Source organism: Streptomyces sp. NPDC093600 (genome assembly GCF_044764755.1).
Taxonomy (GTDB): Bacteria; Actinomycetota; Actinomycetes; order Streptomycetales; family Streptomycetaceae; genus Streptomyces.
Window position 1 is genome coordinate 38,005 of the sequence record NZ_JBIWIU010000017.1, and the last position, 26,084, is coordinate 64,088.

Annotated in this window: 31 protein-coding genes and 1 CRISPR repeat array (1 of these 32 running past the window's edge); of the genes, 18 read left to right on the plus strand and 13 right to left on the minus strand. The window is 70.3% G+C overall.

Translation table 11 applies throughout. The features are described from left to right. Window positions 1-356 precede the first annotated feature (356 nt). Genes ACIRB4_RS29500 through ACIRB4_RS29510 form a run of 3 tightly spaced genes read left to right on the plus strand, consistent with a single transcriptional unit; the run spans window position 357 to window position 2,538 of the window. Window positions 357-842 carry a hypothetical protein gene (locus ACIRB4_RS29500; RefSeq protein ID WP_403295425.1) on the plus strand — a complete coding sequence of 162 codons (486 nt, stop codon included), beginning with the start codon at window positions 357-359 and terminating at the stop codon, window positions 840-842. Continuing rightward, window positions 839-1,639 carry a hypothetical protein gene (locus tag ACIRB4_RS29505; protein WP_403295426.1) on the plus strand — a complete coding sequence of 267 codons (801 nt, stop codon included), beginning with the start codon at window positions 839-841 and terminating at the stop codon, window positions 1,637-1,639. Before ACIRB4_RS29500 ends, ACIRB4_RS29505 begins: the two co-directional genes overlap by 4 nt. After that, on the plus strand, window positions 1,564-2,538 hold the full coding sequence (locus ACIRB4_RS29510) for a hypothetical protein (protein ID WP_403295428.1): 975 nt from the start codon (window positions 1,564-1,566) through the stop codon (window positions 2,536-2,538). Before ACIRB4_RS29505 ends, ACIRB4_RS29510 begins: the two co-directional genes overlap by 76 nt. 25 nt (window positions 2,539-2,563) lie before the next feature. Here the strand turns inward: ACIRB4_RS29510 and ACIRB4_RS29515 are convergent, their stop codons facing one another. Continuing rightward, complete coding sequence (locus tag ACIRB4_RS29515; protein ID WP_403295429.1) at window positions 2,564-3,316, minus strand: hypothetical protein; 753 nt, start codon at window positions 3,314-3,316, stop codon at window positions 2,564-2,566. Between the two features lie 463 nt (window positions 3,317-3,779). Here ACIRB4_RS29515 and ACIRB4_RS29520 point away from each other — a divergent pair, with 463 nt between their 5' ends. Further along, window positions 3,780-4,316 (plus strand): hypothetical protein, encoded by a 537-nt coding sequence (locus ACIRB4_RS29520; RefSeq protein ID WP_403295431.1) that lies wholly within the window; start codon window positions 3,780-3,782, stop codon window positions 4,314-4,316. A 1-nt stretch (window position 4,317) separates the two neighbouring features. Next, entirely contained in the window at window positions 4,318-4,815 is a 498-nt protein-coding gene (locus tag ACIRB4_RS29525; RefSeq protein WP_403295432.1) for a hypothetical protein, read from the plus strand. A 33-nt stretch (window positions 4,816-4,848) separates the two neighbouring features. Here ACIRB4_RS29525 and ACIRB4_RS29530 read toward each other — a convergent pair whose 3' ends face one another. Genes ACIRB4_RS29530 through ACIRB4_RS29540 form a run of 3 tightly spaced genes read right to left on the minus strand, consistent with a single transcriptional unit; the run spans window position 4,849 to window position 6,779 of the window. Further along, window positions 4,849-5,115 carry a hypothetical protein gene (locus tag ACIRB4_RS29530; protein ID WP_403295434.1) on the minus strand — a complete coding sequence of 89 codons (267 nt, stop codon included), beginning with the start codon at window positions 5,113-5,115 and terminating at the stop codon, window positions 4,849-4,851. Between the two features lie 42 nt (window positions 5,116-5,157). Next, window positions 5,158-5,811 (minus strand): response regulator, encoded by a 654-nt coding sequence (locus ACIRB4_RS29535; RefSeq protein WP_403295436.1) that lies wholly within the window; start codon window positions 5,809-5,811, stop codon window positions 5,158-5,160. After that, window positions 5,808-6,779, minus strand: a complete 972-nt coding sequence (locus ACIRB4_RS29540; protein ID WP_403295437.1) for a histidine kinase — start codon at window positions 6,777-6,779, stop codon at window positions 5,808-5,810. Before ACIRB4_RS29540 ends, ACIRB4_RS29535 begins: the two co-directional genes overlap by 4 nt. A gap of 277 nt (window positions 6,780-7,056) precedes the next feature. Here ACIRB4_RS29540 and ACIRB4_RS29545 point away from each other — a divergent pair, with 277 nt between their 5' ends. From ACIRB4_RS29545 to ACIRB4_RS29555, 3 genes are read left to right on the plus strand one after another with little or no spacing between them, the layout of a single operon-like run. Beyond that, window positions 7,057-7,527, plus strand: a complete 471-nt coding sequence (locus ACIRB4_RS29545) for a cation:proton antiporter regulatory subunit (RefSeq protein WP_387898273.1) — start codon at window positions 7,057-7,059, stop codon at window positions 7,525-7,527. A 5-nt stretch (window positions 7,528-7,532) separates the two neighbouring features. Further along, entirely contained in the window at window positions 7,533-8,777 is a 1,245-nt protein-coding gene (locus tag ACIRB4_RS29550) for a cation:proton antiporter (RefSeq protein WP_403295438.1), read from the plus strand. Beyond that, entirely contained in the window at window positions 8,774-9,031 is a 258-nt protein-coding gene (locus ACIRB4_RS29555) for a hypothetical protein (RefSeq protein ID WP_403295439.1), read from the plus strand. Before ACIRB4_RS29550 ends, ACIRB4_RS29555 begins: the two co-directional genes overlap by 4 nt. On the opposite strand, the gene ACIRB4_RS29560 is transcribed toward ACIRB4_RS29555, so the two are convergent. Genes ACIRB4_RS29560 through ACIRB4_RS29570 form a run of 3 tightly spaced genes read right to left on the minus strand, consistent with a single transcriptional unit; the run spans window position 9,032 to window position 12,201 of the window. Continuing rightward, window positions 9,032-10,558 (minus strand): potassium/proton antiporter, encoded by a 1,527-nt coding sequence (locus ACIRB4_RS29560; RefSeq protein ID WP_403295440.1) that lies wholly within the window; start codon window positions 10,556-10,558, stop codon window positions 9,032-9,034. Between the two features lie 31 nt (window positions 10,559-10,589). Further along, entirely contained in the window at window positions 10,590-10,871 is a 282-nt protein-coding gene (locus tag ACIRB4_RS29565) for a DUF3040 domain-containing protein (RefSeq protein WP_403295442.1), read from the minus strand. 31 nt (window positions 10,872-10,902) lie between these two features. Continuing rightward, the gene (locus ACIRB4_RS29570; RefSeq protein ID WP_403295444.1) at window positions 10,903-12,201 is read right to left on the minus strand and encodes an SLC13 family permease; all 1,299 of its coding nucleotides are present in this window, start codon (window positions 12,199-12,201) and stop codon (window positions 10,903-10,905) included. 541 nt (window positions 12,202-12,742) lie between these two features. On the opposite strand from ACIRB4_RS29570, the gene ACIRB4_RS29575 reads away from it, so the two are divergent. The 9 genes from ACIRB4_RS29575 to ACIRB4_RS29615 all read left to right on the plus strand — a co-directional run bounded on the left by ACIRB4_RS29575 (window position 12,743) and on the right by ACIRB4_RS29615 (window position 18,988). Further along, window positions 12,743-13,294, plus strand: coding sequence for a CBS domain-containing protein (locus ACIRB4_RS29575; RefSeq protein WP_403295446.1), 552 nt, complete (start codon window positions 12,743-12,745; stop codon window positions 13,292-13,294). Between the two features lie 562 nt (window positions 13,295-13,856). Further along, window positions 13,857-14,069 carry a hypothetical protein gene (locus ACIRB4_RS29580; RefSeq protein WP_403295448.1) on the plus strand — a complete coding sequence of 71 codons (213 nt, stop codon included), beginning with the start codon at window positions 13,857-13,859 and terminating at the stop codon, window positions 14,067-14,069. Beyond that, a complete protein-coding gene (locus ACIRB4_RS29585; RefSeq protein WP_403295450.1) occupies window positions 14,069-14,743 on the plus strand; it encodes a restriction endonuclease in 675 nt (224 codons plus the stop codon). Before ACIRB4_RS29580 ends, ACIRB4_RS29585 begins: the two co-directional genes overlap by 1 nt. Window positions 14,744-14,783: 40 nt before the next feature. Next, window positions 14,784-15,506: a restriction endonuclease gene (locus ACIRB4_RS29590; protein ID WP_403295452.1), complete on the plus strand. Its 723-nt coding sequence runs from the start codon at window positions 14,784-14,786 to the stop codon at window positions 15,504-15,506. A 421-nt stretch (window positions 15,507-15,927) separates the two neighbouring features. Continuing rightward, window positions 15,928-16,404 carry a hypothetical protein gene (locus ACIRB4_RS29595; RefSeq protein WP_403295454.1) on the plus strand — a complete coding sequence of 159 codons (477 nt, stop codon included), beginning with the start codon at window positions 15,928-15,930 and terminating at the stop codon, window positions 16,402-16,404. Then, window positions 16,401-16,988 carry a class I SAM-dependent methyltransferase gene (locus ACIRB4_RS29600; RefSeq protein WP_403295456.1) on the plus strand — a complete coding sequence of 196 codons (588 nt, stop codon included), beginning with the start codon at window positions 16,401-16,403 and terminating at the stop codon, window positions 16,986-16,988. The genes ACIRB4_RS29595 and ACIRB4_RS29600 overlap by 4 nt, the downstream gene beginning before the upstream one ends. A 31-nt stretch (window positions 16,989-17,019) precedes the next feature. Next, entirely contained in the window at window positions 17,020-17,370 is a 351-nt protein-coding gene (locus tag ACIRB4_RS29605) for a class I SAM-dependent methyltransferase (RefSeq protein ID WP_403295458.1), read from the plus strand. Between the two features lie 17 nt (window positions 17,371-17,387). Then, the gene (locus ACIRB4_RS29610) at window positions 17,388-18,179 is read left to right on the plus strand and encodes an NUDIX hydrolase (protein ID WP_403295459.1); all 792 of its coding nucleotides are present in this window, start codon (window positions 17,388-17,390) and stop codon (window positions 18,177-18,179) included. A 35-nt stretch (window positions 18,180-18,214) separates the two neighbouring features. Next, window positions 18,215-18,988, plus strand: a complete 774-nt coding sequence (locus ACIRB4_RS29615; RefSeq protein ID WP_403295460.1) for a PIG-L deacetylase family protein — start codon at window positions 18,215-18,217, stop codon at window positions 18,986-18,988. 105 nt (window positions 18,989-19,093) lie between these two features. On the opposite strand, the gene ACIRB4_RS29620 is transcribed toward ACIRB4_RS29615, so the two are convergent. Next, complete coding sequence (locus tag ACIRB4_RS29620; protein WP_403295461.1) at window positions 19,094-19,960, minus strand: FkbM family methyltransferase; 867 nt, start codon at window positions 19,958-19,960, stop codon at window positions 19,094-19,096. A gap of 96 nt (window positions 19,961-20,056) precedes the next feature. On the opposite strand from ACIRB4_RS29620, the gene ACIRB4_RS29625 reads away from it, so the two are divergent. Next, a complete protein-coding gene (locus ACIRB4_RS29625; RefSeq protein ID WP_403295462.1) occupies window positions 20,057-20,563 on the plus strand; it encodes an AAA family ATPase in 507 nt (168 codons plus the stop codon). Here ACIRB4_RS29625 and ACIRB4_RS29630 read toward each other — a convergent pair. From ACIRB4_RS29630 to ACIRB4_RS29650, 5 genes are all read right to left on the minus strand, one after another. Beyond that, window positions 20,521-21,402, minus strand: coding sequence for a glycosyltransferase family 2 protein (locus tag ACIRB4_RS29630; RefSeq protein WP_403295464.1), 882 nt, complete (start codon window positions 21,400-21,402; stop codon window positions 20,521-20,523). The genes ACIRB4_RS29625 and ACIRB4_RS29630 overlap by 43 nt on opposite strands. Beyond that, entirely contained in the window at window positions 21,399-22,250 is an 852-nt protein-coding gene (locus ACIRB4_RS29635) for a hypothetical protein (RefSeq protein ID WP_403295465.1), read from the minus strand. Before ACIRB4_RS29635 ends, ACIRB4_RS29630 begins: the two co-directional genes overlap by 4 nt. Before the next feature lie 381 nt (window positions 22,251-22,631). Next, window positions 22,632-23,282 carry a hypothetical protein gene (locus tag ACIRB4_RS29640; protein WP_403295466.1) on the minus strand — a complete coding sequence of 217 codons (651 nt, stop codon included), beginning with the start codon at window positions 23,280-23,282 and terminating at the stop codon, window positions 22,632-22,634. A gap of 50 nt (window positions 23,283-23,332) precedes the next feature. Then, window positions 23,333-23,548 (minus strand): hypothetical protein, encoded by a 216-nt coding sequence (locus tag ACIRB4_RS29645; RefSeq protein WP_403295467.1) that lies wholly within the window; start codon window positions 23,546-23,548, stop codon window positions 23,333-23,335. Then, on the minus strand, window positions 23,533-24,276 hold the full coding sequence (locus tag ACIRB4_RS29650; RefSeq protein ID WP_403295469.1) for a hypothetical protein: 744 nt from the start codon (window positions 24,274-24,276) through the stop codon (window positions 23,533-23,535). Before ACIRB4_RS29650 ends, ACIRB4_RS29645 begins: the two co-directional genes overlap by 16 nt. Before the next feature lie 53 nt (window positions 24,277-24,329). Next, window positions 24,330-26,084: direct repeats of the CRISPR family, unit length 29 nt; unit sequence GTGGTCCCCGCGCGAGCGGGGGTGTTCCG; it runs 1,566 nt beyond the window's last position.

Here is a 26,084-nt window from a genome sequence, read left to right on the forward strand (position 1 = left end):
GCTGGAGTTCATATCGGAGTACGGCGTGTCCTTGTTCGACACCCGCGCGCGCCTGAAGGCGGCGCTCGGGAGCTACTCCGTGTACCGAGCGCGAGGCCCGGCCAAGCACCGCTTCGCGGCGTCTACGTGGAACCAGAACATCGGCATCCTGTCAGGGTTCTACAAGTGGGCTGGCTGGTGGTGCGGCTCGTCGGCAACGTCGAAAAGCACCTGGACGGCGCCCAGGTCCGTGACATTGTCTGCACGGTGGTACGTGCACGAGCCGGTCGCCGCAGCCTCGCCCAGGCACTGCACGACGACCCGTCACTGTTGCGGACCGGGCGGCACCGGCGCCCTACTGCGTCGCGAAATTGCTGATGGCCCTGCACGAGGCCGGTGCCCAGAACGTCGCACTGCCCCGCTGCGGCGAATGCGGCCGTGCATGCCGCTACGTCGGCAGCAGCACCGGAGGACGGTGGGGATGTTCTCCCTGCTTCGACAAGCCAGCCGTCTGCGCGGGATGCCATGAAGAGCGACGCGTCGTCAGCCGGGACCGTCACGGCGAGCCCCGCTGCGCGAACTGCCCGGACACCGAGGGCGATCCGCTGCAGGAACTCACCGAACTCGTCACGAGCCTCGATCCCGCCCTCAACGACGACGTGGTCCTGGCCGCGCTCGGGCGAGCCACCGTCCGGCCCACCGGCCAGCGCCGCCTGGCTTGGGCCGTCGTCGCCCGTCTCGCGCTGCTGACCAGCGCCGGTTACGAAGCACCCACCCCGGCCGTCCTGCGTTCATCGACGAACTCGTCAAGGCCGGGGCGACCAAGGTCGTCCGACCGGCCTGCCCACGCTGCCAGGGAGTGAAGGCGCTGTCCAAGCTGCTGGACGGCAAGAGGATCTGCCGGGCCTGCTTCGCGCACCACGCGGCCGTCCCCTGCTTCGGCTGCGGCGCCGTGCGTGAGCCCGCCGCTCGCGACGCCGAGGGTCGGCCGCTGTGTCCGAACTGCATGATCCGACAGCCCGCGAACCTGGGGGAGTGCGTCGGCTGCGGCCGTCGCAAGCCCGTCGCGAACCGGCTGCCTGATGGCCCGCGCTGCCAGAACTGCCGACCGAGGATCACCGCGGAGTGCGGCATCTGCGGGCGGACGGCGCTCTGCGACATGTCCCGGGCCACCGGCCAGCCCTGGCGCGACCGCTGCCAGCAGCGATGGGTGGCCTGTAGCGGCTGCGGCACCGTCGCCCAGGCCCGCAGCGGCACCTGGGAGGCGCCGTTGTGCGCGAAGTGCACCAACCCCGACCCAAACTTCTGGGGCCGCTGTCCGGTCTGCACCATTACCTGGCAGCTCAGCACCCGCCCCTGCCAGCGATGCGTGCTCGACCAGCAAGTACGCGACCTCCTCGGCGACGCCACGGGGGCCATCCGCCCCGAACTCACCCCGTTCCACGAGGCATTGACCAGTGCCGAGCGACCGGACGTCGCCACGGCCTGGATCGCCCGCTCGAAAGCCCGAGAACTCCTGGAGCGTATAGGCCGCGACGAGCGGCCCGTCACGCACGCGGTCCTCGACGAGCTGCCCCGGGCAAGGTGCTGGCCCACCTGCGCAGTGTCCTGGTCGCGACCGGCGCCCTGCCACCGCGCGATGAGCGGCTCGTCACCCTAGAGAAATGGATCACCGCGACCGTCCAGGCCCGCACCGACCTCGCAGAGCGCCGGATCCTGCACGGCTACGCGGTCTGGCACCACATGCGCCGGCTCCGACGCCGCCTCGGCGATGACCACACCACCCGGCTCCAAGACCTGAACGTGCGCTGCCACGTCACCGCAGCGGACAACTTCCTCAACTGGCTCGGCGGCGAAGGGCTCACACTGGGGACCTGCACCCAGGCAGACCTGGAACGCTGGATGGCCGACCCCACGGTCAGCTACCGCGACGAGACAGGCCACTTCGTCCGCTGGTCGGTACAGCACCGGCATGCCCATGACCTGACCTACGGCACCGTCCGCTGGACCGGCCCGCTCAGCACCATCGATAGCGAGAAACGTTGGGCCGACGCCCGCCGCCTCCTCAACGACGACAGCCTGCCGACTCCGGACCGCGTCGCGGGACTGCTGTTGATCCTCTACGCACAGAAGATCGCCACCATCAGCCAACTCACCGTCGACGACGTCCACTTCGACGGCGACACCGTCTCCATCACGTTCGGCACCTCGCCGGTCGTCCTCCCCGCGCCGCTGGCCGCCCTGGTCCGCGAGCTCGTCGGGACCCGCCGCGGCAAGGCCAAGATCGGCACCTCGGAGGACGCTCCCTGGCTTTTCCCCGGAGGCCAGCCAGGACGCCCCCTCGGCGACGACCGGATCGGCCAGCGCCTCCACAAGATCGGGATCCGGCCCAAGCAGGACCGCTCCACCGCACTGTTCACCCTCGCCACCGAAGTCCCCGCAGCGATCCTCGCCCGCATGCTCGGCGTCCACATCAAAGTCGCCGTCCAGTGGCAGCAAGCATCAGCCGGAGACTGGGCCGCCTATGCCGCCGACGTCAGCCAGAGGACACAACCGTGACCTTAGGCATTGAGAGAATATAGATTTAGCGTCGTGTCGGGTCAACGGAAGTAAGCATCTTCCACAAGAGGCCGTCCCTCCCCTGAACGACTTCAACGCAGGAGCGGTATTCGGCATGGGAAAGCAACGCCGTATGCGCTGCTGGGTTTCTGTAATTTTTGGTCAGCGTCCGCACTTTGGCTACAAAGCCGTCCGCTTCGAACAGCCAATCGGATCGGGGCCACTGAAGAGCGAGAGACCGAAGCGCGGATGCAAGCGGACTGGTCCTAGTATTCTGCGACCTAGTCGTGGCTTCCATGAAGTGGGCGAGGGTTCCAAGTTCAATTGGCTTCCCTCTCTTGCAGAACTGTGCCATCCGGCGAAAGTCCCTGTCAGCAAGGTCGGTCGCCAGGTCCAGGTCGGACACTGCATGGCGCAGAGGATCGCAGATCAGGCGGAGAGCCTCCAACTCGACGGCCTTGCACAGGCCGATGATCGCAGCTGACCAGTCGAGCTCGGTGGCCATTTTCACTGCGAACCCATCCGCGACAGCCTCCGCCGTTGCCAGCATTGTGAGTGCGGGCGCCGAAAGCAGGGTGGATCGAGAATCGCGAGCAAGAAGAACAGTACGTGCCTGCTCAACATCTGCCTCGCCAGACAACCCAACCAGTAGGCGAATCAACTCGGCGTGGCGATCTGAATCTTCAAGATCCCCGGCCTTAATTTCCCAGATCGAGAGCAACCGCCCATAGCAGCCGTTACACAAGAGGAGGCCCCATTCGTCGTGAATGGAGACCACGAGTTTAGATCTCTTATCTCTCCCGCATCGGGAGCAAGTGAATGTCGTTGCTGCAGCGAGCCGGTACTGATGCAAAGGCCCTCGTGGAGGGTACTTCTTGATTACCTCGAAACGAAACGGAGCCGATCCGCGATCGCCGATTCCCATAGATCCCCCCGTGACACGGCAATTGATTGGGATCCTACCTTCTGCGCCTCATCGCCCGCTGCTCTATTGGCCACGATCGACTGAGCCCGGGTGGGGGTGACTCCACGGAACGGCACTCCGCCATCCCTCAACTAGCCTTTTCAGCGGGTATCTGCGACGAAACGGGCGATTCATGACAATGCGCACATCTGATGTCTCGACCGTCGGGTGGCTCACGCGCTCCCAGGCTGCCTACCAATGTGGAGCTGCTGCCGGGGCATTCAGACAGTTCCAATACCCGACTCCACCATTAAATAGGCCCGGCGGAGCCCAGTCCGTGCTGCTGGCCGAGTTCGGACGTGAAGAGCGGGAGCACAAGATGCGCGCCATTCTGGATGCCTACCGGGACTACCAGGACGGCCTACGGCCCGCCGGGCCCGGCGCCAAGGAGCTCATCGACTTCTTCGACTTCGTCGACGGCAACCTTGGCCAGCCCGGGGCGCCGAACGTCAAGCGCAGTGACAGGGAGGTGAGCAACCTGCTCGCCAGGCGGGCGGGCGTGCTGCATCTGGGGCAGGCGAACCACTGCTGGTTCCTCGACCCGTCCAAGGCTCTCTGCCTCAAGCTCGCCGGGCGTAGCGCCCGCGACGCCACCGCGCCCCTGATCGGCATGTGTGACTCGGCCCGCTGTCCGCAGGCCACGCATCACGTCGGCCACCGCCCGGTGTGGGCAGCGAGCGCGGAGAACAAGAAGGTCTTCATCGCCTCCATCGGCCGAGCGCAGAAGACCGAGAAGGCGCGCCTCGCCGCAGACCTCGCCCGCGACGAACGGGTGCTGTCCGAGATCGATGCCGCCGTCGGATCGGGGGCATGACATGGCCCGCATCACTGATGAGGCCCGCCACAGCAACGAGGCGGCGATCCGCGCCGTCATGGACCGGCTTCTCGCCGGCGACGTACCCGAAGGCGGCAAGTGCGACATCAAAACCCTCGCCGCGTTGGTCGAGGTCGCACGCACCGGCTTCTACCCGAAGAAGAACCGGGACGGCTCCCCGTGGCCCGGCCCGTACCAGCACCTGGCCGAGGAGTTCGAGCGCCGGCTGGCCGCACTGCGCAATGCCGGCGCCACGCCCGACCCACGAGCCGCCCAGGTCGAACGCCTCAAGAATCAGGTAGCCGGATTGAAGGACCGGCTCGACGAGCGGCAGGAGCAACTCACCGAGCTCAGCGAGTTCAAGCAGCGAGCGCTTTCCCGAATCGCCGCACAGCAGCTGGAGATCCAACGGCTCCGGGAGGCCCTGGCCGCCCAGTCCAATATCCGGGCACTTCCCCGCGTCCAGAAAGCGACCGCGCCGTACGGATCATGCAGCTGATCTCAGAGACGCAGGCGCCCCCACCGACAGCTCTCAGCCCGCTGCGGCTGTGCGAGCACGGTGGGCAGCGAGTTCACGCCAGGCCAGGGCGATGGCGGCGATGTTGAGTGGAAAGGCGATCAGGTTGGCCGGTTGAGGTATGTCGATGGCCCTCAGCATGCTGGCTGCGGTCGCGGTCAGCAGGAGGGCCAAGGGCAGGAACCTGCGCCAGGGCGGGATGTCGGGCAGGCGGGCAGCCTTGATCGTGTATCGCAGGGCGAGAAGCAAGAGGGCGGCGAACAGGACGAAAGGCAGCAGCACGTGCGGCTCTCCGGGACAGGGGTTGGGACGGTGGAAGGCTGGTTACGGTTCGATGAGGCCGACGCGGATGGCGTAGCGGGTGAGTTCCAGGCGGTCGCGTAGGCCGAGTTTCTGGAGCAGGTTCGCGCGGTGGCGCTCGACGGTTTTGGCGCTGATGACGAGGAGGTCGCCGATCTCTTTGGAGGTGTGGCCTTCGGCGACGAGTTTGAGGATCTCCTCCTCGCGTTCGGTGATGGGGCGGGCGGGCAGGGCCTCGCCTCTGCGGGCGCGGTCGAGGTAGGTGCGGATGAGGGTGGTCTCGGCGCCTGGGTAGATGAAGGGTTCGTCACGCAGGGCAGCGCGGCAGGCTTCAACGAGGTCGCGGTCGGCGACGGACTTCAGGACGTAGCCGGAGGCCCCAGCGCGGAGCGCTTCGAAGAAGTACTGCTCGTTGTCGTACATGGTCAGCATCAGGGTGCGCAGGCCCGGGCGGAGGCGGGCGAGTTCGCGGGCGGCTTGGAGTCCGGTCTGGCGGGGCATGGCGATGTCGAGGATGGCCAGGTCGATGTGTTGGTCGCGGGCCTGGGCGACGGCTTCGGCTCCGTCGGCCGCCTCGGCGACGACGGTCAGGTCCGGTTCGGCGTCGAGGATGAGGCGTACGCCGCGGCGGACCAGGGCGTGATCGTCGGCGAGCAGGATGCGGGCCGGTGCGGTCATCGGGCGCTCTCCCGGGGGTGGTCTTCGGCGGTGTGGACTGTGACGTTCAGACGTACTTGGGTTCCGCCGCTCGGTCCGGCGCCGATCAGGAGCTCCGCGCCGATAAGCAGGGCGCGTTCGCGCATGCCGCGGATACCGGCTCCTTCAGGCGCCGATCCGAGTCCCCGACCGTTGTCGCGGACCAGCAGACCCACACCACCGCCGGGCAGCGGGCGCAGGTGGAGTTCGACCGTGCGGGCGCCGGAGTGGCGGGCGGTGTTGGTCAGCGCCTCCTGGGCGACGCGGTAGAAGACGAGTTCGGTTGCCGGGTCGAGCTGTGGCAGGCCGGGCGTGATGTGGGTGGTCACGCTCAGGCGGGAGGTGGTGAACTCGGCGGCCAAGGCGCGCAGGGCGCTGTGCAGGCCGAGTTCCTCCAGCACTCCGGGGCGCAGGCGGCGGGCAATGCGGCGGATCTCGTCCAGGCTGGCGCGGGTGGTCTCCTGGGCCTGGTGAAGGTCCTCGCGTACCGGCGCGGGGGCGTGGTCGGCTGCGTGTTTGAGCTGGAGAAGTACGGCGGTGAGGGTCTGGCCGACCTCGTCGTGGAGTTCCTGGGCGATGCGCCGGCGTTCGCCTTCCTGTGCGGACAGGACCCGGCCCGAGCTGGCGGCGCGTTCGGCTTCGAGGCGGCCGAGCATCGCGTTGAACGTTTTCGTGAGTTCGGCGATCTCGCCGGTGCCGGTGACCGTGGTGCGGTGGCCGGGCTGGAGGAGGTCAGCTGTGGCCATGGCCCGGGTCAGGCGCTGCAGTGGGGCGAGGCCGATCCGCAGCAGTACAGCGTTGGCGATCAGCATGGCCACCAGCCCGGCGAGCAGGACCAGGGCTTCGCCGAGCAGCACGGGGGTGGAGACGGTCACGGGGCCGAGAAGCAGCAGGACGGCCGCGACAAGGACGGCGGCGTTGAGGAGGAAGATCCGCCAGTACAGCGACATGGTCCCGTGCCTTTCTCGGTGGGCCCCCACCTTCACTGTCGCCGCCTCGCGTGCGGGCGTCATCCGGGCACTGACCTGCGGTTGCACCTACTGCCCCGCCCCACCCTGCCGGGGGACGGCACCGCTTGTCCATCCGTGGCGACACCCATATCCCGGCCCTGTTCGCACCTGGCAACATGACCCCTTGCCGCGCCGGATCACCTGCCCGATCCCGCCGCGCTTCGCACCACCATCGCAAAGATCGAACAGAGGGGGATGGGCTGTGCCTGCTCCACGGATGCGCACGACGCCACTGCCCGGCATCGGGGTCCAATACGACCTCACCACACGCGAACACCGGCACCTGTCGGTGATCGCCCACCGGGACGGAACCCGGACGGTGAACGTCTACCGCGCCGACGACCCGGACGCCTGCGCGCAGTCCCTGCACCTCACGGGCGCGGAGACCGCGTCCCTGATCGACGCGCTGATGCCCGCCCACCACAGCCCGAACCTGCTCCACACCACCGACCTCGGCCTGGTCGCCGAGCGGATCGAACTGTCCGCCCACTCGTACTGGAATGGCCGCGTGCTGGGCGAGACCCGGATGCGCACCGAGACTGGGGTGTCGGTGGTCGCGGTCCTGCGCCGGGCCGAGGCCCGGCCCTCCCCTGCACCGGATTTCCGCCTCGCCGGCGGGGACACCCTCATCGTGATCGGCACCCGTGAGGGCGTCGACGCGGCCGCCGCGATACTCGGTCGGGAGTGACGCCTGTGCACTCCGCTGTGTTTCTGATCGAGTTCGGTGCGATCATCCTCGGTCTCGGCCTGCTGGGCCGGGTCGCGGGCCGGCTCAAGTTCTCGCCGATCCCGCTGTACCTGCTGGCCGGTCTCGCCTTCGGCGAGGGCGGCTTGCTTCCGCTGCCCGCCAGCGAGGAGTTCGTCGCGATCGGCGCCGAGATCGGCGTCATCCTGCTCCTGCTGATGCTGGGGCTGGAGTACACCGCCAGTGACCTGGTCTCCAACCTCAAGACGCAGTACCCGGCGGGCCTGGTCGACTTCACCTTGAACGCCGTGCCCGGTGCGGTGGCCGCGCTGCTGATGGGCTGGGGGCCGGTCGCCGCGGTGGTGCTCGCCGGGGTGACCTGGATCTCGTCCTCCAGGGTCATCGCCAAGGTGATGGGCGACCTGGGCCGCCTCGGCAACCGCGAGACCCCGGTCATTCTCAGCATCCTGGTCCTCGAGGACCTCGCCATGGCCGTCTACCTGCCGATCATCACCGCCCTGCTGGCAGGGGTGAGCCTGGCGGCCGGCAGCGCCACCCTGGCGATCGCCCTCGGCGTCGCCGGTGCAGTGCTGTTCGTCGCCGTCCGCTATGGACGGCTGATCTCCCGGTTCGTCTCCAGCGACGACCCCGAGAAGCTCCTTCTCGTGGTCCTCGGCCTGACCCTGCTGGTGGCCGGCATCGCGCAGCAGCTCCAGGTCTCCGCCGCCGTCGGTGCGTTCCTGGTCGGCATCGCCCTGTCCGGCGAGGTCGCCGAGGGCACCCACACGCTGCTGAGCCCGCTGCGGGACCTGTTCGCCGCGGTGTTCTTCGTCTTCTTCGGCCTGCACACCGACCCGGCCAGCATCCCGCCCGTGCTGCTGCCCGCGCTCGCGCTGGCCGTCGTCACCGCCCTCACGAAAATCGCCACCGGGTACTGGGCAGCGAAGCGCGCCGGGGTCGGCGTCAAGGGCCGCTGGCGTGCCGGCGGCACCCTGGTCGCCCGCGGTGAGTTCTCCATCGTGATTGCCGGTCTCGCCGTCACCGCCGGCATCGAACCGGCGCTGGGGCCGCTGGCGACCGCGTACGTTCTGATCCTGGTCGTGATCGGGCCTCTGACCGCCCGCTACACCGAGCCCGTGGCCGCCTGGATCAGCAAGCGCCGCACCCCTGACGGGCCGCGCCCGGCCACGATGCCGTCCCCGGCGAAGCAGCCGGAGGCCGTACCTGACCAGGGCCCGGCCGGCCGCGCGTGAGCGAGGACGACTGGGCGGCGCTCACCAACACGGACACCGTGCTGCTGCTCGCTGCCCTGGCCGTCTACCTCGGCGGCGCCATCAGCTTCGCCCGCCACCTCCCACGCATCATGATGCGTAGCCCCAACTGGCAGGCCGACACGGAACGGCACCCCGTCTCCAGCGCGGCCACTCTGACCGTTCTGATCGTGCTGTGGCCGGTGAGCATCGTGTATCTGACCTGCCGTATCGCTGCCCGCCGCCGCAGGCGCTGATCACTCACCCTCCGCCACTCGGGGCGGTGGTTCGAGGTGTCCGTGCTCGCCGAGCCAGCGGGCGAGTTTGCCCCGCCGACCGATGGCACGCAGGCGCTGTTCCGCGGCTCCCCGCACGCTGGGTGTGGTGACCAGGAGCAGCTCATCACCGGTTTGCAGGACAGTCTCCGGACGGGGAACGAGGGTGATGCCGTCGCGGACGATGAGGGTGATCACCGTGGGTGGTGGCAGGCGGAGCTCGGCGACGGTGACGCCGTGGAGCCGTGAGCCGGGCGGGATGGCGACGGTGAGGAGGTCGGCGTCCAGGATGTCCAGGGGCGCGGCTTCGACCTGGATCTCGCGCAGCGCGCCGGGGCGGGTCAGCCCCAGTCTGCGGGCCACGGTGGGCAGGGCGGGGCCCTGGATCAGAGTGAAGACCACCACGAGGACGAAGACGATGTTGAGCAGGTGCCGGGCGCCGTCGACGGCCGCGACGATGGGGAAGGTCGCGAGCACGATGGGGACGGCGCCTCGCAGACCGGCCCAGGAGATAAACGCCTGCTCCCGCCATGGGGTGCGGAAAAAGGCAAGGCAGGCGGCGACCGACACCGGCCGTGCGACGAGCAGGAGGACGAGGCCGGCGCCGAGGGCGGGCAGGACGGCTGAGGGGAGTTCGCTGGGGTCGACGAGCAGGCCGAGCATGACGAACAGGCCGATCTGGGCGAGCCAGCCGGTGCCCTCGGCGAACGAGCGGGTCGCGGCCCGGTGCGGGAGGCTGGAGTTCCCCAGGACCAGCCCGGCCAGGTAGGCGGCGATGATGCCGCTGGCGTTCACGGCGCCGCCCGCGGCGAAGGCGATGATGCCGAAACCGACGGTGGCCAGTGGATAGAGGCCGGTGGCGGGCAGGGCGATGTGCCGCAGCGCCGCAACCCCGATCCGGCCGACCACCAGCCCCAGCACACCGCCGACCACCAGCTGGTAGATCACGTTCCCGGCGATGTAGGCGGGCTCGGGCAGGTCGGCCGCCGCGGTGGAGAACACCAGCACCAGGATGATGGTCGGGGCGTCGTTGAATCCGGATTCCGCCTCCAGCAGCCCGGTGACCTTCTGGGGCAGCGGCAGAGAGCGCAGCACGGCGAAGACGGCGGCGGCATCGGTGGAGGAGACGATCGCGCCGAGCAGAAGGGCCAGGTGCCAGTCCATGCCGAGAAGGAAGTGCGCTCCGGCACCGGTGACGGCGACCGAGACGGCGACACCGGCGGTAGCCAGGACTCCGGCCGGTGCCAGCAGGCGCCGAACGTCGGCCCACTGGGTGGTCAGGCCGCCTTCGACGAGAATGACCGCCAGGCCGGCGGTCCCGAGGGACTGCGCGAACTGCGCGTCGTCGAACTCGATGCCGATGACGTCCTCACCGGCGAGGACTCCGACCGCAAGGAAGAACAGCAGGCTGGGCAGACCGATCCGGTGCGCGGCGCGCGCGGCGACGATGCTGGCCATGAGCACCGTGCCGCCGACCAGCAGGACCAGGTACAGCTGCTGCAGCGTCACCGTTACTCCTGACGTACGGCCCCGAACCGGCTCATGACCCGGGCGGCCGAATACGGCGCCCGCGGGCGGACTCGAAGAGGTTCACCGCCATCGCGGTCATGACCAGGCCCGCCGCGAGCAGCAGTCCCTGCGGCAAGACGACACCGGTAACCACAGCGGCGAGCGCGATCGCCAAAGCGAGCCAGGCACGACCCCGCCGGTACTCCCGGGGCCGCCGGGGGCGGCCCTTGCCCAAACCGCGGGCGAACCGTGGATCGTCGTGCCAGAGGACGGCTTCCAGATCGGCGATCTTCTCGTCGTCGGATTCGGGCATGGTCCCCACCTCCTCAGCGTGGGCTCGGGGTTCAGGCGAGCGCAAAGTAGCGCAGCCACACATACAGGCCGGCGATAGCAGTGGTGACAGCGGTGACGACCAGCCCGTACCGGCTGAACTGCCAGAACGAGATGTGATGGCCCGCGCGGTCGGCGATGCCGACGGTCACGACGTTGGCGGAGGACGCGATGATCGTGGCGTTACCGGCCAGGTCGGCCCCCAGCGCGAAGGACCACCACAGCACCGCGGCGTGTTCCAGGCCGCCGGAGGCTGTGACTATCTCGGAGACGACCGGGCTGACGGAGGCGACGAAGGGGATGTTGTCGATCACGGCCGAGGGCACCACCGAGCCGAACAGCAGTGCCATCGACGCCCCGAACAACTGCCCCTCGGTCGCCCGGGCGGCGGCCTGCCCGAGGTCGGTGATCACCCCGATCTGCACCATCGCGCCGACCATGACGAACAGGCCGGTGAAGAACGCTAGCGTCTCCCACTCCACATCGCGCGCGACGTCCCTGGCGTTGAGCCGGGAGAGGGCCAGGAGCACCAAGCCGCCGCTGATGGCCACCACGGAAGGCTCCAGGTGCAGCGTGGTGTGGAGCACGAAGCAGACCATCACGATCACGATGACCGCGCCGCTGACAGCCAGCAGCCGCCTGTCCTTAATCGCGTCCCGCTCGCGCATCTCCATTACCTGCGCCGCCCGTTTGGCGTCGTACACAAAGGCGGAGCGGAACATCCACCGGGCCATCACCGCGAACACGACGACCAGCAGCGTGGCGATCGGTGCCATGTGGAGCAGGAAGTCGTTGAAGGACAGCCCGGCCCGCGAGCCGATCATGATGTTGGGCGGGTCACCGATCAGGGTGGCGGCGCCGCCGATGTTGCATGCCATCACCTCGGCGATCAGGTACGGCACAGTCGGCAGGCCCAGCCGCCTGCACACCACGATCGTCACCGGCGCGAGCAACAGGACGGTGGTGACGTTGTCCAGCCACGCGGACAGGAACGCGGTCGCCAGGATCAGCAGGACCATCAGCCGATACGGCCGCCCGCGGGCACGTTTCGCCGCCCAGATCGCCACGTACTCGAAAATGCCGGTCCGTTTGAGGACGGCGACAATCAGCATCATGCCGAGCAGCAGGAAGATGACGTCCCAGTCGATCCCCGCACGCTTGGAGAAGAACGCGTGCTCGGCGCTGGTCACCCCGAGGACCAGCATGACCACCGCACCCCCGAGCGCAGCAGCCACCCGGTGAACCCGCTCGGTCGCGATCAGCACATAGACGATGCCGAAGACCGCCAAGGCCAACCACATCGTCACGCTCACGGCGGCACCACACCGACGTCACGGCGGAACAGGACGAGCCGGTCACCACGGAAGAGGGGACGCGGGAAAGTAGTCATCGGCGCGGACTCCGTTCGTGCCGTGGCCACGAACACGCAGGCTGCCAACCCGGCGCCGCGCTACGAGCCGACGCCGAGAGGCATCAGGAGTGCTCCTCCACCTCACCATCACCCGCCCCGCCAATCGCGTGCATCGGGGCGGACACCCATCTTCGGCCGCCCCTCAGCCGGGGCGGCCGGCAGCGGGCGTGCAGAACCGACCCAGGCTGTGAACAGGGGTGCCGACCTGCCTCTCAGAGCACGACAGGCCATGGCCATGTCGCCCCTCCGCATGCACTGGTCGGCGGCGATTCACAGGGCGTAGATGCCGCCATCGGCCGCCGGGCGCTTGCCCGGTGCCCTGACCCGTCGCGGACGCGTGCCGAGGGCCTGAACTCGTATGGTGGAGAGGTAAAGGTCCGCCCGCGAACCGGGCAGCGGGTGAAAGGCACGCGACGTACCCGGCCTGCGGCGTCGAAGCCCCGGTGATCAAGGGCGAGTCGTGGTGGGACGTCGTCCCGGCCGAGTGCGGCTATCACTCTGGTTGCCGTCACGCCTGGACCTCAAAGGGCGAGGAGGCGGTTGTGCGCGCCCGTAATCTGGCCGAGCCGTACCCCTTCGTCACGACCGACGACGACGCGGTGGCTGCGGCGCGGATGCTTGCGGAGAAGTCGCTGCCTGCTCTGCTCGTGCTCGACGCGGACGGCGGGCCATACGCGATCGTGCCCGGCTCCCAGGTACTGCGCCAGGCACTTCCCGAATACGTGGTGGACGACCCCCTGCTGGCCCCTGCCATCGGCGGCCGCGCTGATGCGGAGATCGCGGAACGGCTCGAAGGGCTCACCGTCGCAGAGTGGCTGCCACGCCAGCTGTTCCCGCCCCCGTACGTTGGCCCGGACGCACTGCCCATGGAGGTGGCCGCTCTCATGGCCCGCACGCCCAGCCCGCTGATCGCGGTGATCGAGCGCGATGCCGACCACGTGCAGCTGGTAGGCACCGTGACCGCGGCCCGGCTGATGGGCTGCTTCCCTTTCTGAGCCAGAAGCCGCCGCCTGACAGCCGCCCTCACACGCTGAATAAGGCCCAGGGCGCACCGGAGGCGGCCGAGGATTGCCGCCGTACGGTCCCCGCCCTGGCGGCTCACCGACTGCCGGAGGGGGCCGGCCCGGACGGGCACCATACCTGGAGCCCCGGCGCCGACCGTCCGATCCCCCTTCCGCAGACCAGAAGGTGCCCAAGGGGGCGGCTCCGGCGCACCACAGCAACTACGCGCCCCGCCGTATTTCGCCATTCCTCAACAGTCCACAAGCCGGGCACGGCCCGGACGGTTTCCGCAGGTGGAGCACACTCAGCACGCCACCCAGACGAAGCCCAGCAGGGGCCTTGAGGAGGCCGTACCAGGACGGGGAAGCACGTTATCCAAGGTCAGCCGCTTCAGGCGGCCGGTCTCAGATGCGGCCCGCCCGGATGCGGTACGTGGCCAGATGGCGCCCTGGCCGAGCTCCAGGCCGTGATGATCCATCAGTTTCTGTCAGTGCCCGCTGCTACACCGATTTCTTGAGCGGGCGCACATGGCGGCCGACGGCGGGAGGGGAAGGCATGTCGAAGGTACCGGACGGGTTCCACTACGTTCGCGGACACATCCGTCGCAATCCAAAGCCCAGGAGCGCGAAGCGGATGAGCGGCTGGATGATCGCCGGCCTGTTGGCAGGTGTCTGGCTGTGGGGACAGTTATTCGGCTTCGGGGAGGCGGCAACCAAGACGCCGCCGGCGAACCCGCAGTCGGCCACCAGCGCGCCGGCCGTCCGCTGATGGGACGGTTGCGCCTACGGCGCCCGCGCGGTCCGGCCGAGATGTTCTCCGCAGGCATCGTGGCCCTGGCCGTGCTGGTCCTGGTTGCGCGGATGGTCAACGCCGCGACTGACACCCTCGAGGAAGCCTGGCCGGCACTGCTGGGCCTTGTTCTGCTCGCGGGGGCCGTCGCTGCCTGGCGAGTCAGGCAGGCGGCCGCAACGCGGCGCCTGGACAGGGCGCGGCTTGCCACCCTGCGCATCACCCTCGCAGATGTCGACGCGATGGACGACCGGCGCTTCGAGCACGCGCTGCGGGATCTGCTGATCCGAGACGGCTGGCCGGCCCGGAGGGTCGGTGGCGGCGGGGACCAGGCCGCCGACGTCATCGGTGACCATCCGCAGCGCGGCCGGATCGTCGTGCAGGCCAAGCACACCCGCGTTGGTGGAAAGGTCGGGTCGTCGGTGATGTACGCGGTGAAGGGGACAGCCGGGCCCGCTCACAAAGCCCATCACGCTGTCGTCGTCACCAACGGCACCTTCACCCGGGACGCCATGGCGTGGGGTGACCGGCACGGCGTCCACTGGGTCGACCGCGAGAAGTTGAGGCGTTGGGCTGAGAACGGAGCGGCCCTGCACGAGCTCCTCGGTCTGTCCGCGCGCTCCCGCACCAGCAGGTTCAAGCGCGCAGCTTGACCGGCAGGCTCGCTGATCATCATCCGACATGTCTGGGGGTGTGGTGTTCGACGAAGACGGGTCACTCGATCCGACGCTGAAGTTCCTGCTGTACACAGTTCTTGCGCTGGCCGTCGGCAAGATGCTGTGGGAGTGGCTCACCGAGGACGTCAGCCGGTGGATCACCGTGGACCTGTGGGGCCTGATCACCGATCATCCCTGGTGGAGCGGGCTCATCGTGGTCGGGGGCGTGGTCTTGCTCGTCCTGCTTTGCAAGCTCCTGCTGTTCGTGTTCGGCCCCCACACCTATACCTATGCCGGCCCGGACGACACGTTCGTGGCGCCGCTTGACGATGCGCCCGACCCGGACGTGCTGACTTTCAAGATGAAGCAGCTTGCCGCGATGAGCGCCACAGGCTTCGAGCAGGCGTGCGCTGATCTCCTGGCCCGGGACGGCTTCCGAGGTGCGCGCCGGGTCGGCGGCGCTGGGGACCTCGGCGTTGACGTCACCGCCCGTGACGACGAAGACCGTCTCCTGATCCTGCAGTGCAAGCAGTACCAGAACACGGTCGGCTCAGGACACGTCCAGAAGTTCAACGGGACAGCCCGCTTGCACCACGGAGCAGACGTCCCGATCATGATCGCCCTCAACGGCTTCACCCAGCCGGCGATCGACTTCGCTCAGCACCATCAGCTCATCCTCATGGGCCGACCCGAACTGAAGAAGTGGGCGCACGGCCAGCACCTGTACGACGTCCTCGGCATCCAGAGCGCAACGCAGTGACCCCAGCTCAGCACCCATCGCGCTACCGGGCCAGTGCGCACACCGCATCAGCAGCCATGCTGCCGACCTTGTCCCGCCGATTCTCGGACATCTTCGTCCGTCTATTTCCGCGCGCAGTCGATGCGCGATGGCCCTGCGGCGCCGGTCCGCCGTGCAACGGGAACATTTCCCGGGATCGTTCGGTGCCCATCCAACATGCCGTGCGACACGGCCACTTACATCGTCAGTTGTGTGCCCTTCCTCACAAGGCCGGACGAGGACGGCAACACGATGCGCTACCGCAACGCGACACGACCCACGGCAGCAGCCGTCCTGTAAAGCGACACGACCTGCGGGGGACACGGGCTCTGCAGAAACAAACCTGCTCACCGCGCTCGGTGTCTCCCCGACCGCGTTCGGGGTGATCATGGGTGCCGGAGGTATGGGCAGTCTGGCCGGTGCGCTGCTCACCTCACGGATGACGGACCGGTTCGGCGTCGGCCCGGTGATCATCACCGGGTTCGCGGTCAGCCCCCTCGCCCAGGTGCCGCTCCTGCTGGCCGGGCCCGGCCGCGGCTGGCGGATCGTCCTGGCCGCGACGCTCACCGTCCAGTTGTTCTGGGCGACAGCGGCAGGAGTCAGCCAGCGCACCCTGCGCCAGATCCTGTGCGACCCGACCTTTCAGGGCCGGATGCAGGCGGTCAGCACCACCGTGACCGCCGGAAGCCGCCCCCTGGCCACCGCGACCGCCGGCACACTCGCGCTCGTCCTGGACGTGCCGGCCGTCCTCGCCGTCGGCGCTCTCCTCCAGGTCGTGCCGGTCCTCCTGCTGCTGGCCTCCCCCGTACGCGCTCTGCGAGCCATGCCCGTCCTGCCCGCCCCGGCGGCCGTGCCGCCCGCCCGAAAGGGAACCTCGTGACCGCCATCGCATCCACCGCGAGCCCGGCCTTCTGGGAGCCACTCTGGGCCGAGGGCGGCCGGCGCTACCGGCCGCTGTGCCAGGCCGAGAAGCAGCTGATGGCCGAGCACCTCGGCCCCGGCGAGGGCCGCCCCGCCCTCGACATCGGCAGCGGCGACGGCGGCCTCGCCCGCCACCTCCACCACGAGCTCGGCTACCGCACGACCGGCATCGACTGCTCCCCCAGCGCCATCGCCCTCGCCGCCTCCCAGGACACCACGCCCGGACCGACGTGGCAGTGCGCGGACATCGCCACCGGCGACCTCACGACGCTCCCGGACGCGGCCTACGCCGTCATCACCTGCCGCTTGGTCTACCGGTGGATGGACGACAAGCCCGGCTTCCTCAGCCGGGTCCGCCGCCTCCTCGCGCCCGGCGGAATCTTCTGGGTCGTCACCGAGTTCGCCGGCCAACGCACGACCACCAACCCGACCCTCCTCGGACTCGGCATCTCGCCCTCGGACGCCGAACTGCTCACGGCCGGCTGGTCCGTCGCGCGGACCGCCGACCTCGACGTCCTGCGCTGCTACGCCCTGCGCCCCTGATCATCCGCCCGCGAACGAATGGAAGTACCTCGTGCCGGACGTCGAGAAAACCATCGGCGAGATCTGGACCCTCTACGGCCGCCATCAGCTCAGCCGGACCTTCGACCTGCCGGAACTGGACGAATGGGCCTGGGACATGTCGCAGGCCGGGCCCGGAATCAGCGTGCTCGGCGAGGTCGCCGGCCTGCGCGTCCTGGACCTGGGATCCGGAGTTGGCCGATACGCAGCTCACCTGGCCGCCCTCGGCGCCGACGTCACCGCCGTCGACGCCTCCCCCACCCAGCACCAGCGCGCCCTCACCCGCTACCCCGACACCCCCGGCCTGCGTCTGGTGTGCGCCGACGCCGTCGACCACTGCGGGAAGCCGAGCCCTACGATCTGATCTACTCCGTCAGCGGCGTGCCCTTCGTGGATCCGCACCGCCTTCTGCCCGCCCTGGCCAACAGCCTCAGGCCCGGTGGCTGGCTTCTGTTCAGCGCGCTGCACACCAACTCGAACGGCGACGGTCCCTCCGTCTCCGTCACGGCCCGCCCCGAAATCCTGCGGCTCCCTGGCACGGACATTGAGCACCAGATGCACATGTGGGTCCTCGAACCGCAGCTGTGGGAGGACCTCCTCGTCGACCACGGCCTTGTCATGGAGACGGTCACGACGATCGACTCCCCGCAGCCCGACCAGCCCCTGTCGTACCGGCTGTACGCAGCTCGCCGCCCGGAACGGATCCGCAGCCGGCCCCGGACGTCGGCGCCGCCCGCACCCCACGCAGCGCTGGGGGTCGGCATCATCGTGCACGGCCCGGACGGCGTCCTGCTGGGGCGCCACAGGCTCGGCACATGGGAAATGCCCGGCGGATCGCTGGAGCCGGGCGAGACGTTCGCCGAGGCCGTGATCCGAGAGCTCGCCGAGGAAACCGGCCTGATCGCGCAGCCCGGCGACGTGCAGGTGCTCGGCACGCTTCTCGACCATGTGGGCGGCGTCCTGCGGCTCACGGTGCCCGCGCTGATCACCCGCTGGTCCGGCACACCACAGGAGTTGGAGAAAACCATCGGGTCGTGGCGGTTCTGGAGCCTCGACGCGCTGCCCCAGCCCCTCTTCGTGCCAAGCAGCCAGTGCCTGACGGCGTGGAAGCAGGAACTCCCCCTCGACCACCCGCCCGCCGACTTCCAGCCCTACAACACCCGCCTCGCCTAGCCCGGCGGCCACCACCTCAGGAAAGGAGCCCCGTCATGGCCCGCCCATCGCGCCCTTCACTCCTCGCCGTCTTCGGCCATCCCGACGACGAAGCGCTGCTGGCAGGAGGCGTCCTGGCGCAGCACGCCGCCGCAGGAGCGGACACGGCCGTCGTCACTGCGACGTGGGCCTCCGATACCCATCGAGCCGCAGAGCTGGCCGATGCCTTGGCTGTTCTCGGCGCCGGGGAACCGCGGATGCTCGGCTACGCCGATGCGCGCGTCCCCGAGTCGGCCCCCGGCCGCCCGCGGCTGTGCGACGCGCCGATCGACGAGCTGGCCGAGGCGATCGTCGCGCACATCAGGGCGGTACGCCCGCAGATCATGATCACCCACGACGCGTACGGTCAGCAGACCGGGCATCCCGATCACGTCCGCACCCACCAGGCGACCGTCCTCGCTTTTCACGCCGCCAGCCTCGAACACCGCTACCCGGACGCGGGACCGCCCTGGCACCCCCAGGCCCTGTACGCGGCCACGCACCCGCACTCGCGTGCCGGGACGCTGAGCGCGCTCATGAAGCGGGTCGGCAAGACAACACTGAGCGTCCCGGACGAGCAGGTCACCACGGCGGTCGACGTGGGCAGCTACCTCGACCAGAAGTGGAGAGCCATCCTCGCCCACAGGAGCCAAGTCGCCAGGGAACGCCCTTTGCCCGGCATCCTCTCCCGTCTCGCTCCCGTCGACCGCGAGCCGCTCATCCGGACCGAGTACTTCACTCGCCTCTCCCCCGGCCTCGTGCCCGGCATGCTGCCGGAACTGACCAGCTGAAGAGCGCGATGACCACAAACCGAATCACCGTCGCGCTGCGCGCCGAACCTGCTCAGGGCGAGAGCGGGAGGCGGGTGGCGTCGGTGCGGGAGAAGACCAGGTCGGTCATGTCCTTCGGGGTCGTGGTGCACCGGATGGGCGGCTGCGGCCGGCACATGGCCCGGGGGTAGGTGGCCGGGTCGTAGTCGTTGGTGAGCGTGTACGGGTGGAAGCCGTGCTCACGCAGGGTGGCGATGATGGCGGCGGCGCTCTCGCCCTGCTTGGCCAGGAGCCGGGGGGGGTGACCTCGATGACGAGTTCGGCGTCGTCGCGCAGGTGCGGGAGCGCGGGGGTGAGTCCGCGGACCGCGGCGGCTTCGGCGCCTTCGACGTCGATCTTGATGACGCGCGCGGTCGCGAGGTCGGCCCGGCCTACCAGATCGGCCAGGGACGCGGTGGGGACCTCGACGGTCGCGTGGACGTGGCGGGGGCGGACGGCGGTGGTGTGGCCCAGGTTGGAGGGGTCCTCCACGTACAGGACCACGACGCCGGTGGAGTCGGAGGCGGCGGAGCGGACGGTGCGGATGTTGGTGCGATGGTTGGCGGCGGCTACGACGGCCAGGTCGTCGTGGAAGCGGGGGTGGGGTTCGATGGCGACGACGCGGCCGTGGGGCCCGACGGCGTGGGAGGCCAGGAGGCTGAAGGCGCCGCGGTGGGCGCCGACGTCGATGAAGGTGTCCCCGGGGCGGAGCCGGTCGCGCAGGAAGGCCGACAGGTTGGGCTCCCACTCGCCGAACAGGTACTGGAAGCGCTGGATGACGTCGCTGGTGGTGACGGGAACCGTGTCGCCGGACCGCAGCCGGACAGTGGCATGCACGGGGTGGGTACGCAGGTGCTCGTCGAGGAAGTGGTCGACGAGCCGGGCCTTGCCGAGGGTGCCGGGGGCGTAGCGGACGTAAGCGCGCAGCATGCGGGCGAGGGCGGAGGCGGGCACGGACGGCTCCTTCGGGTGGCGGCGGCCGGGATCGGGAGTCCGGCCTGGCCAGCGGTGGCAGACTGCCGGGAACGACGGCGAAGCTGAGGGGAGTTGATGGTGGTCGAGAGCGGGGCTCCGACGGTCTTCCTGCTGGTGGGGCTCACCGGATCGGGGAAGACGACCTATGCCCAGCGGGTGCTGGAGCCTCGGGGGGCGGTGCGGCTGTCGGTGGACGAGGTGGTCTTCGAGCGGCACGGCCGGTACGGCGTCGACTACCCGGAGAACACCTATTTCGAGAAAGAGGCTCCGGTTGTCGCCGAGCTGCACGAGCGGCTGGCCGAGCTGGTTGCGGAGGGGCGGGACGTGGTGTGGGACCACGGGCTGTGGCCTCGCAAGGACCGCGAGGCGATGAAGACGCTGGTGGAGTCGGCCGGCGGGCGGTGGCGGCTGCTGTACTTCCCCGTGACCCGTGACGAGCTGCTGCGCCGGCTGGCGGAACGCAACGCTCGTGGGGACGCGAATGCCTTGCTCGTGACGCCGGAGGCGCTGGACGACTTCTTCGCGCGGTTCGAGGAGCCTCAGGGCGAGGGCGAGGAGATCGTGGAGCCGGGCTGGTTCTGAGGCGCCGGCGGGCGCCAGCCGATGGTGATCATGGCTGCCTCGGCGGCCCAGCCGTCGGGGAGCCGGTCGAGGGTGACGTGGCGGAAGGCGAGGCGGGGGTCGGCGACGTCGATGCGGCCGGAGTGCCGGCCGGTGTGCTCCAGCAGGCGAGACGCCTCGCTGCGGACGGCCGGCGTGTGCTCGACCCAGGTGCCGGAGGAGAACCGCTCGACGCGTCGGCGCAGGTCGTCCAGGACGCCCGAGCGCCACTTGAAGTGGTGCACACACGCGAGCGTGTCCGGGTCCGGCTTGTGGCCGGAGGCGCGGTGGTTGCCGGAGGCCACGGTCACCGAGGAGTGGGCGAGGACGATCTTGCGCGGGTCGCCCTGGAGTAGCCGGTGGGTGAGGTGCCCGCCGAGGGGGAAGGCCCGCTCCAGCCCGGGGCCCGGGCGCCAGGGGGCGAGGCTCCCGTCGGCCGCGACGCGGTCGAGCATCAGCCCGCCCACCACCTTCCGTCCGGCATCCTCGGCCTGGCCGATCACGTCGGCCAGCGGGGCGGGGTAGGTCTGGAACTCGTCGGCGTCGGCGATCAGGTGCCAGCCGGGCCCGGCCTTCTCGCGCAGCCCGTCGCGCAGCAGGGTGTAGGTGTGCTCGTGCCACGGGCCGGTGCTGACCTGGGTGGGGACGATGCCGAGAGCGTGGCTGGCGGCGAGAAGCTCGTGGCGCTGGGCGTCGGGGAAGTGGAAGGCGAGGAGGAACCGTTCGATGCCGAGCCGGCGGTAGTGGGCGGTCCAGGCGGCCAGCAGCGCGGGCTCGACGGGGCCGACGACCGCGACCGGGGTGGGAGGGATGAACGTCATCGGCGGCACTCCTTGAGCAGGCGGGCGTAGGTGGTGGTGAGGAAGGCGGCCTGCTCGGCCGCCGGGGACAGGTCCAGCACCGCCCGTGCCGACGGCCCCGGCCGGGCGGGGACCTCGGCCGAGAGCTTGTCCAGCGTCTCGGCGAGCGCGCCGGCGTCGCCGGCCGGGAAGGACCGGACCCACGGCTGGCCGGCGAGCCGGGCAGTCAGGTCGGGGTCGTGGTCGGAGACAAGGAGCGGAACACCGAGGCGGGCGGCGTCCATGACGAGCCCCGACTCCTTGCCCACGCCCGCGTGCCGGGCGACGAAGGCCGCGTCGGCGGCGCCGTAGACGAGCCGCAGGATCTCGTCGGCGACCGGACCGGGCACGGTGTGGAGGCGGACCTGGGGCAGTCGGTGCCAGCGGGCGAGGACGGCGTCGTCCAGAGGGGTGCCGCACACCAGGACGTGCAGCGGAGTGGTGAGGCGGGCGAGGGCGGCGTCGATGACGGCGATGTCCTTGTACGGCCACCAGCCGCCGACCACGCACACCGCCGTTGCGTCGTCGGGAATGGCGAAGGCGGTCCGGCCGCCGTCGCGTTCCGCCTGCGTCAGCCGCCGCCCGTCGTCGACCGCGAACGCCCGCACTTCGCCGGGCAGGTGGGGGAAGGCTGCGGTGGTCTGGTCGCGGACGGCCGTGGTCGGGTACAGCGCGACCACCCGCTCCTCTCCCCGGAGGGCGAGCTGGCCCAGCCACCGTGCGGGGCGGTCCTCGGTGGTGACCAGCTCGTGGACGAACCGCAGGTGCGGGGTGCCGCCGAGGACGGCGGCCAGGCCGTGCAGGGCCTCGCTCGCGCTGAGGATCACCACCGCCGACGCCCGCGGGGCGAGGCGGCGCGCGGTGCGTAGGCAGGCGGCCTCGGTCAGACATCGCGCGAGAAGTGGTGACCTGGTGCGGGAGCCGACGGACCGGCCGGGGCCAGCGCCGGGAGGCGAAGGCCCGCCGGCCGGGCGTCGAGACGCGCTCCGCCGCCCGCGCGGCGGCCAGCAGGAACCGCGCCGCTGCCCCGTCCGGGCCGGCCGCGATCCGGGCGCCGGAGCGGGCCAGCGGACCCAGCCCTTCGCCCAGGCCGGCCGGGACGATGACCAGGCTCGCCCCGGTGGCGGCGAGCGCGGTCAGCGTGTGCTGATGGTGCCCGCCGCCCCGGTGCGCGTACGGCTCGATCAGCACCAGCGCCCCCGGCGCGGTGCTCATCCGGCGACCGCCTGCTCGTCGCGCAGCACGGTGAAGTGCTGCAGCAGCCAGGCCGGGTCGTTGATCGCCTCGAAGCGCTCGGGGTCGCGGCCGACGGCCTGGGCGAAGTCGATCCCGTCGAGGGCGCCAGCCGCCGCGTAGGCAGCGAAGTCGCCGGTGCTGCTGGCCTTCCAGGCGTCGATCCGTTCCTGGGCGGAGGCGTCGGTCATGCCGTACTCGCTGCCGCGGGCGAGCATCGCGCACTCCCGGAAGCCCGCCTTCCACGCGTGGAACGGCGACTGGTTGAACCGCGTGACCCCGGCGGTCTGGCGGCAGAACTCCACCCGTCCGGGCAGCGCGGCCAGCACGTCGACGGCCTGGCCCATCTCCCGCAGCACCGACCGGCGGACCAACTTGAGCCCGCCGTAGCCGTAGACCAGGCCGTTGACCGGGTTGGCGGCCTGCCAGACCCTCATCGCCACCCCGTCGGCCAGCGGCTCCACCTCGCCGGCGCAGAAGTCCTCGTCGATGGCGAAGTCGCCGTCGGCGAGGAAGAACTGCTCGGTGTCGACCAGCTCGGCGGTGAGCCGGTAGGCCCGCCGCATCCCGCGCACGCCGTGCAGGCGCTTGACCGGACGGCCCAGCACATGGACGAGCCGGGTGTGCAAGGAGTCGGCCTGCGGCTCGTCATAGGAGAGCAGGACGGCATCGAAGCCGGTTATCGGATCGCCTCCAGGTAGCGGGCGGCCACCGCGGCCGGGGTGAGGTCGGCGGTGGAGGCGTACGCGCGCTTGGCGTGCAGCAGGTAGAACTCCGGGTCCGTGGCGAGGCGTGCGGCGATCTGGACGGCCTGCTCGTCGGTGTCGAACAGCAGCTCGTCATCGATGTGCTCGGCCAGCCAGCCGGTGCGCGGGGCGATCACGGGCAGGCCCATGGCCTGGCAGTCGATGACCGACATGGACCAGGACAGCCGGGCCGGAAGGGGGCGATGCCGAAGTGGGCGCTGGCCAGGATGTTGTGGTAGCGGACGCGGTCGCCGCGGTCGGAGGCGATCGTGACGCCGTCCGTGATCGCCAGCTCCTCCAGGTGCCGCTCGGGGCTGGGATCGAGGCGGATCCGCTCGGGGCTGCGGGTGCCGAACAGGTCCATCACCGTCAGCCGCACCGTGCCGCCGGCGACGAGGCGGCGGGCCAGCTCGGTGAAGCGGGCGGTGCCGTAGTGCCGGTAGAGGCGGTGGTTGTAGAGGCCGGTGGCCCGACCGTCGGGCGCGGTGATGCCGGCCGGGTCGCGTACCAGCCGTACGTCCCTGGGGGCGGGGAGGATGTGCAGCTTGTCGCCGAGGTCAACGCCGGTACGGGCGGCGGCAGCGGTGGTCCAGGAGGCGGCGGTGGAGGAGTGGACCAGGACGCGGTCGCAGGCCGCGAGGCCGGCGGCGAAGGCCAACAGCACGCTCCGGCCCAGACCCCGGTCGTCCATCGCCGGGTCCAGCTCCAGGCCGCCGCCGTCGCTGAAGGAGAACGGCAGGTAGTGGCAGTAGCCGACGACCAGTGCGTCCACCCCGGCCTCCAGGAGCGCGGCCCGGATCGCGGGAGCGGCCTCGACCTGGTTGGCCACCACCACCTCGGGCCGCCGCTCACGGAACAGGGCGACCAAGGCGTCCATCCCGGGGTCGAACCGGGCCCGGTACTTCGTGGACGGCGAGACGGTGGGCGCGAAGCGGACCCGTGCGAGCGGGGGTGTTCCGACACCTGCGGGCGCGTCCCCCACACAAACGACGTGGTCCCCGCGCGAGCGGGGGTGTTCCGCGCGGCCGCCGCATACGAGCAGCTCGTGACCGGTGGTCCCCGCGCGAGCGGGGGTGTTCCGGAACCAGAGGGACTTCGGGTTCCGGCAGGTCAGTGGTCCCCGCGCGAGCGGGGGTGTTCCGCTGGTGTGTGTGGTCCGGCCCCGCTCCTCGGTGTGGTCCCCGCGCGAGCGGGGGTGTTCCGACGTAATCAATCGTTCCGGTCATCCGCTCGTGGTGGTCCCCGCGCGAGCGGGGGTGTTCCGTCGGCCACCACGCCCGCACCCGGCTCACCCTGTGGTCCCCGCGCGAGCGGGGGTGTTCCGCCGCGGAGTCGGTACGACGGTAAGAGCCTGGCGTGGTCCCCGCGCGAGCGGGGGTGTTCCGGAGATGTCGGTGCGGCGGGCGCCGAGGCGGGGGTGGTCCCCGCGCGAGCGGGGGTGTTCCGGTGGTGGCCCGCCAGCTCCTACAGGGGGCTGGGTGGTCCCCGCGCGAGCGGGGGTGTTCCGTCGTCATACAGACCGAGGGGCAGCCATGTGCTGTGGTCCCCGCGCGAGCGGGGGTGTTCCGCACCTTTCAGGTGCCGCTTGGTGAGGCTAGGGGTGGTCCCCGCGCGAGCGGGGGTGTTCCGTACCGCGTGACGTACGCCCGTGTCGGTCGGCAGTGGTCCCCGCGCGAGCGGGGGTGTTCCGAGCGTGGGTCCGATCCTCGTCTCCCTGCTGAAGTGGTCCCCGCGCGAGCGGGGGTGTTCCGCACTTCGAGCCCGTAGTCAGCCGCCACCGACCGTGGTCCCCGCGCGAGCGGGGGTGTTCCGCGACATCAGCGGATACCGACAGGCGAGCCGTCGTGGTCCCCGCGCGAGCGGGGGTGTTCCGCCGACCGGTGACCCGTTGGACCGTAGAGGTGCGTGGTCCCCGCGCGAGCGGGGGTGTTCCGTGTTGTCGGGTGCTCATAAATGCGGAGTGCACGTGGTCCCCGCGCGAGCGGGGGTGTTCCGATCGACGACCACTCGGCGGACGCCCTCAGGTAGTGGTCCCCGCGCGAGCGGGGGTGTTCCGAGCAGCGGAACGCCCTCGTGAGCCACTCCTTCGTGGTCCCCGCGCGAGCGGGGGTGTTCCGAAGCCCGCGCCCGCCGACACCCGCCCGTACCGGTGGTCCCCGCGCGAGCGGGGGTGTTCCGGTGCAGTTGCCCCGTGACGACTTCCCGCTCCCGTGGTCCCCGCGCGAGCGGGGGTGTTCCGCTATGGGTGGACGACTGGACGGCCCGGCTGTGGTGGTCCCCGCGCGAGCGGGGGTGTTCCGAACGCCAAGCCCGCCGTGGACATCCTCGGTAAGTGGTCCCCGCGCGAGCGGGGGTGTTCCGGTCGTGGTCGGCTCGGCGCCGGCCTTGGGCGCGTGGTCCCCGCGCGAGCGGGGGTGTTCCGACGGCTGAGGAACTGGACGCGCTCAAGGGCCAGTGGTCCCCGCGCGAGCGGGGGTGTTCCGGCGACGAGTGGAACCACGTGCGCTCCGTCTGGGTGGTCCCCGCGCGAGCGGGGGTGTTCCGGCCAGGACGGCGTTCCAGCGGTTGCTGCGGCAGTGGTCCCCGCGCGAGCGGGGGTGTTCCGGCAAGAGGGTCACGTGCACCACATGCACCCGAGTGGTCCCCGCGCGAGCGGGGGTGTTCCGACGCCGTCGAAGCCCTCCA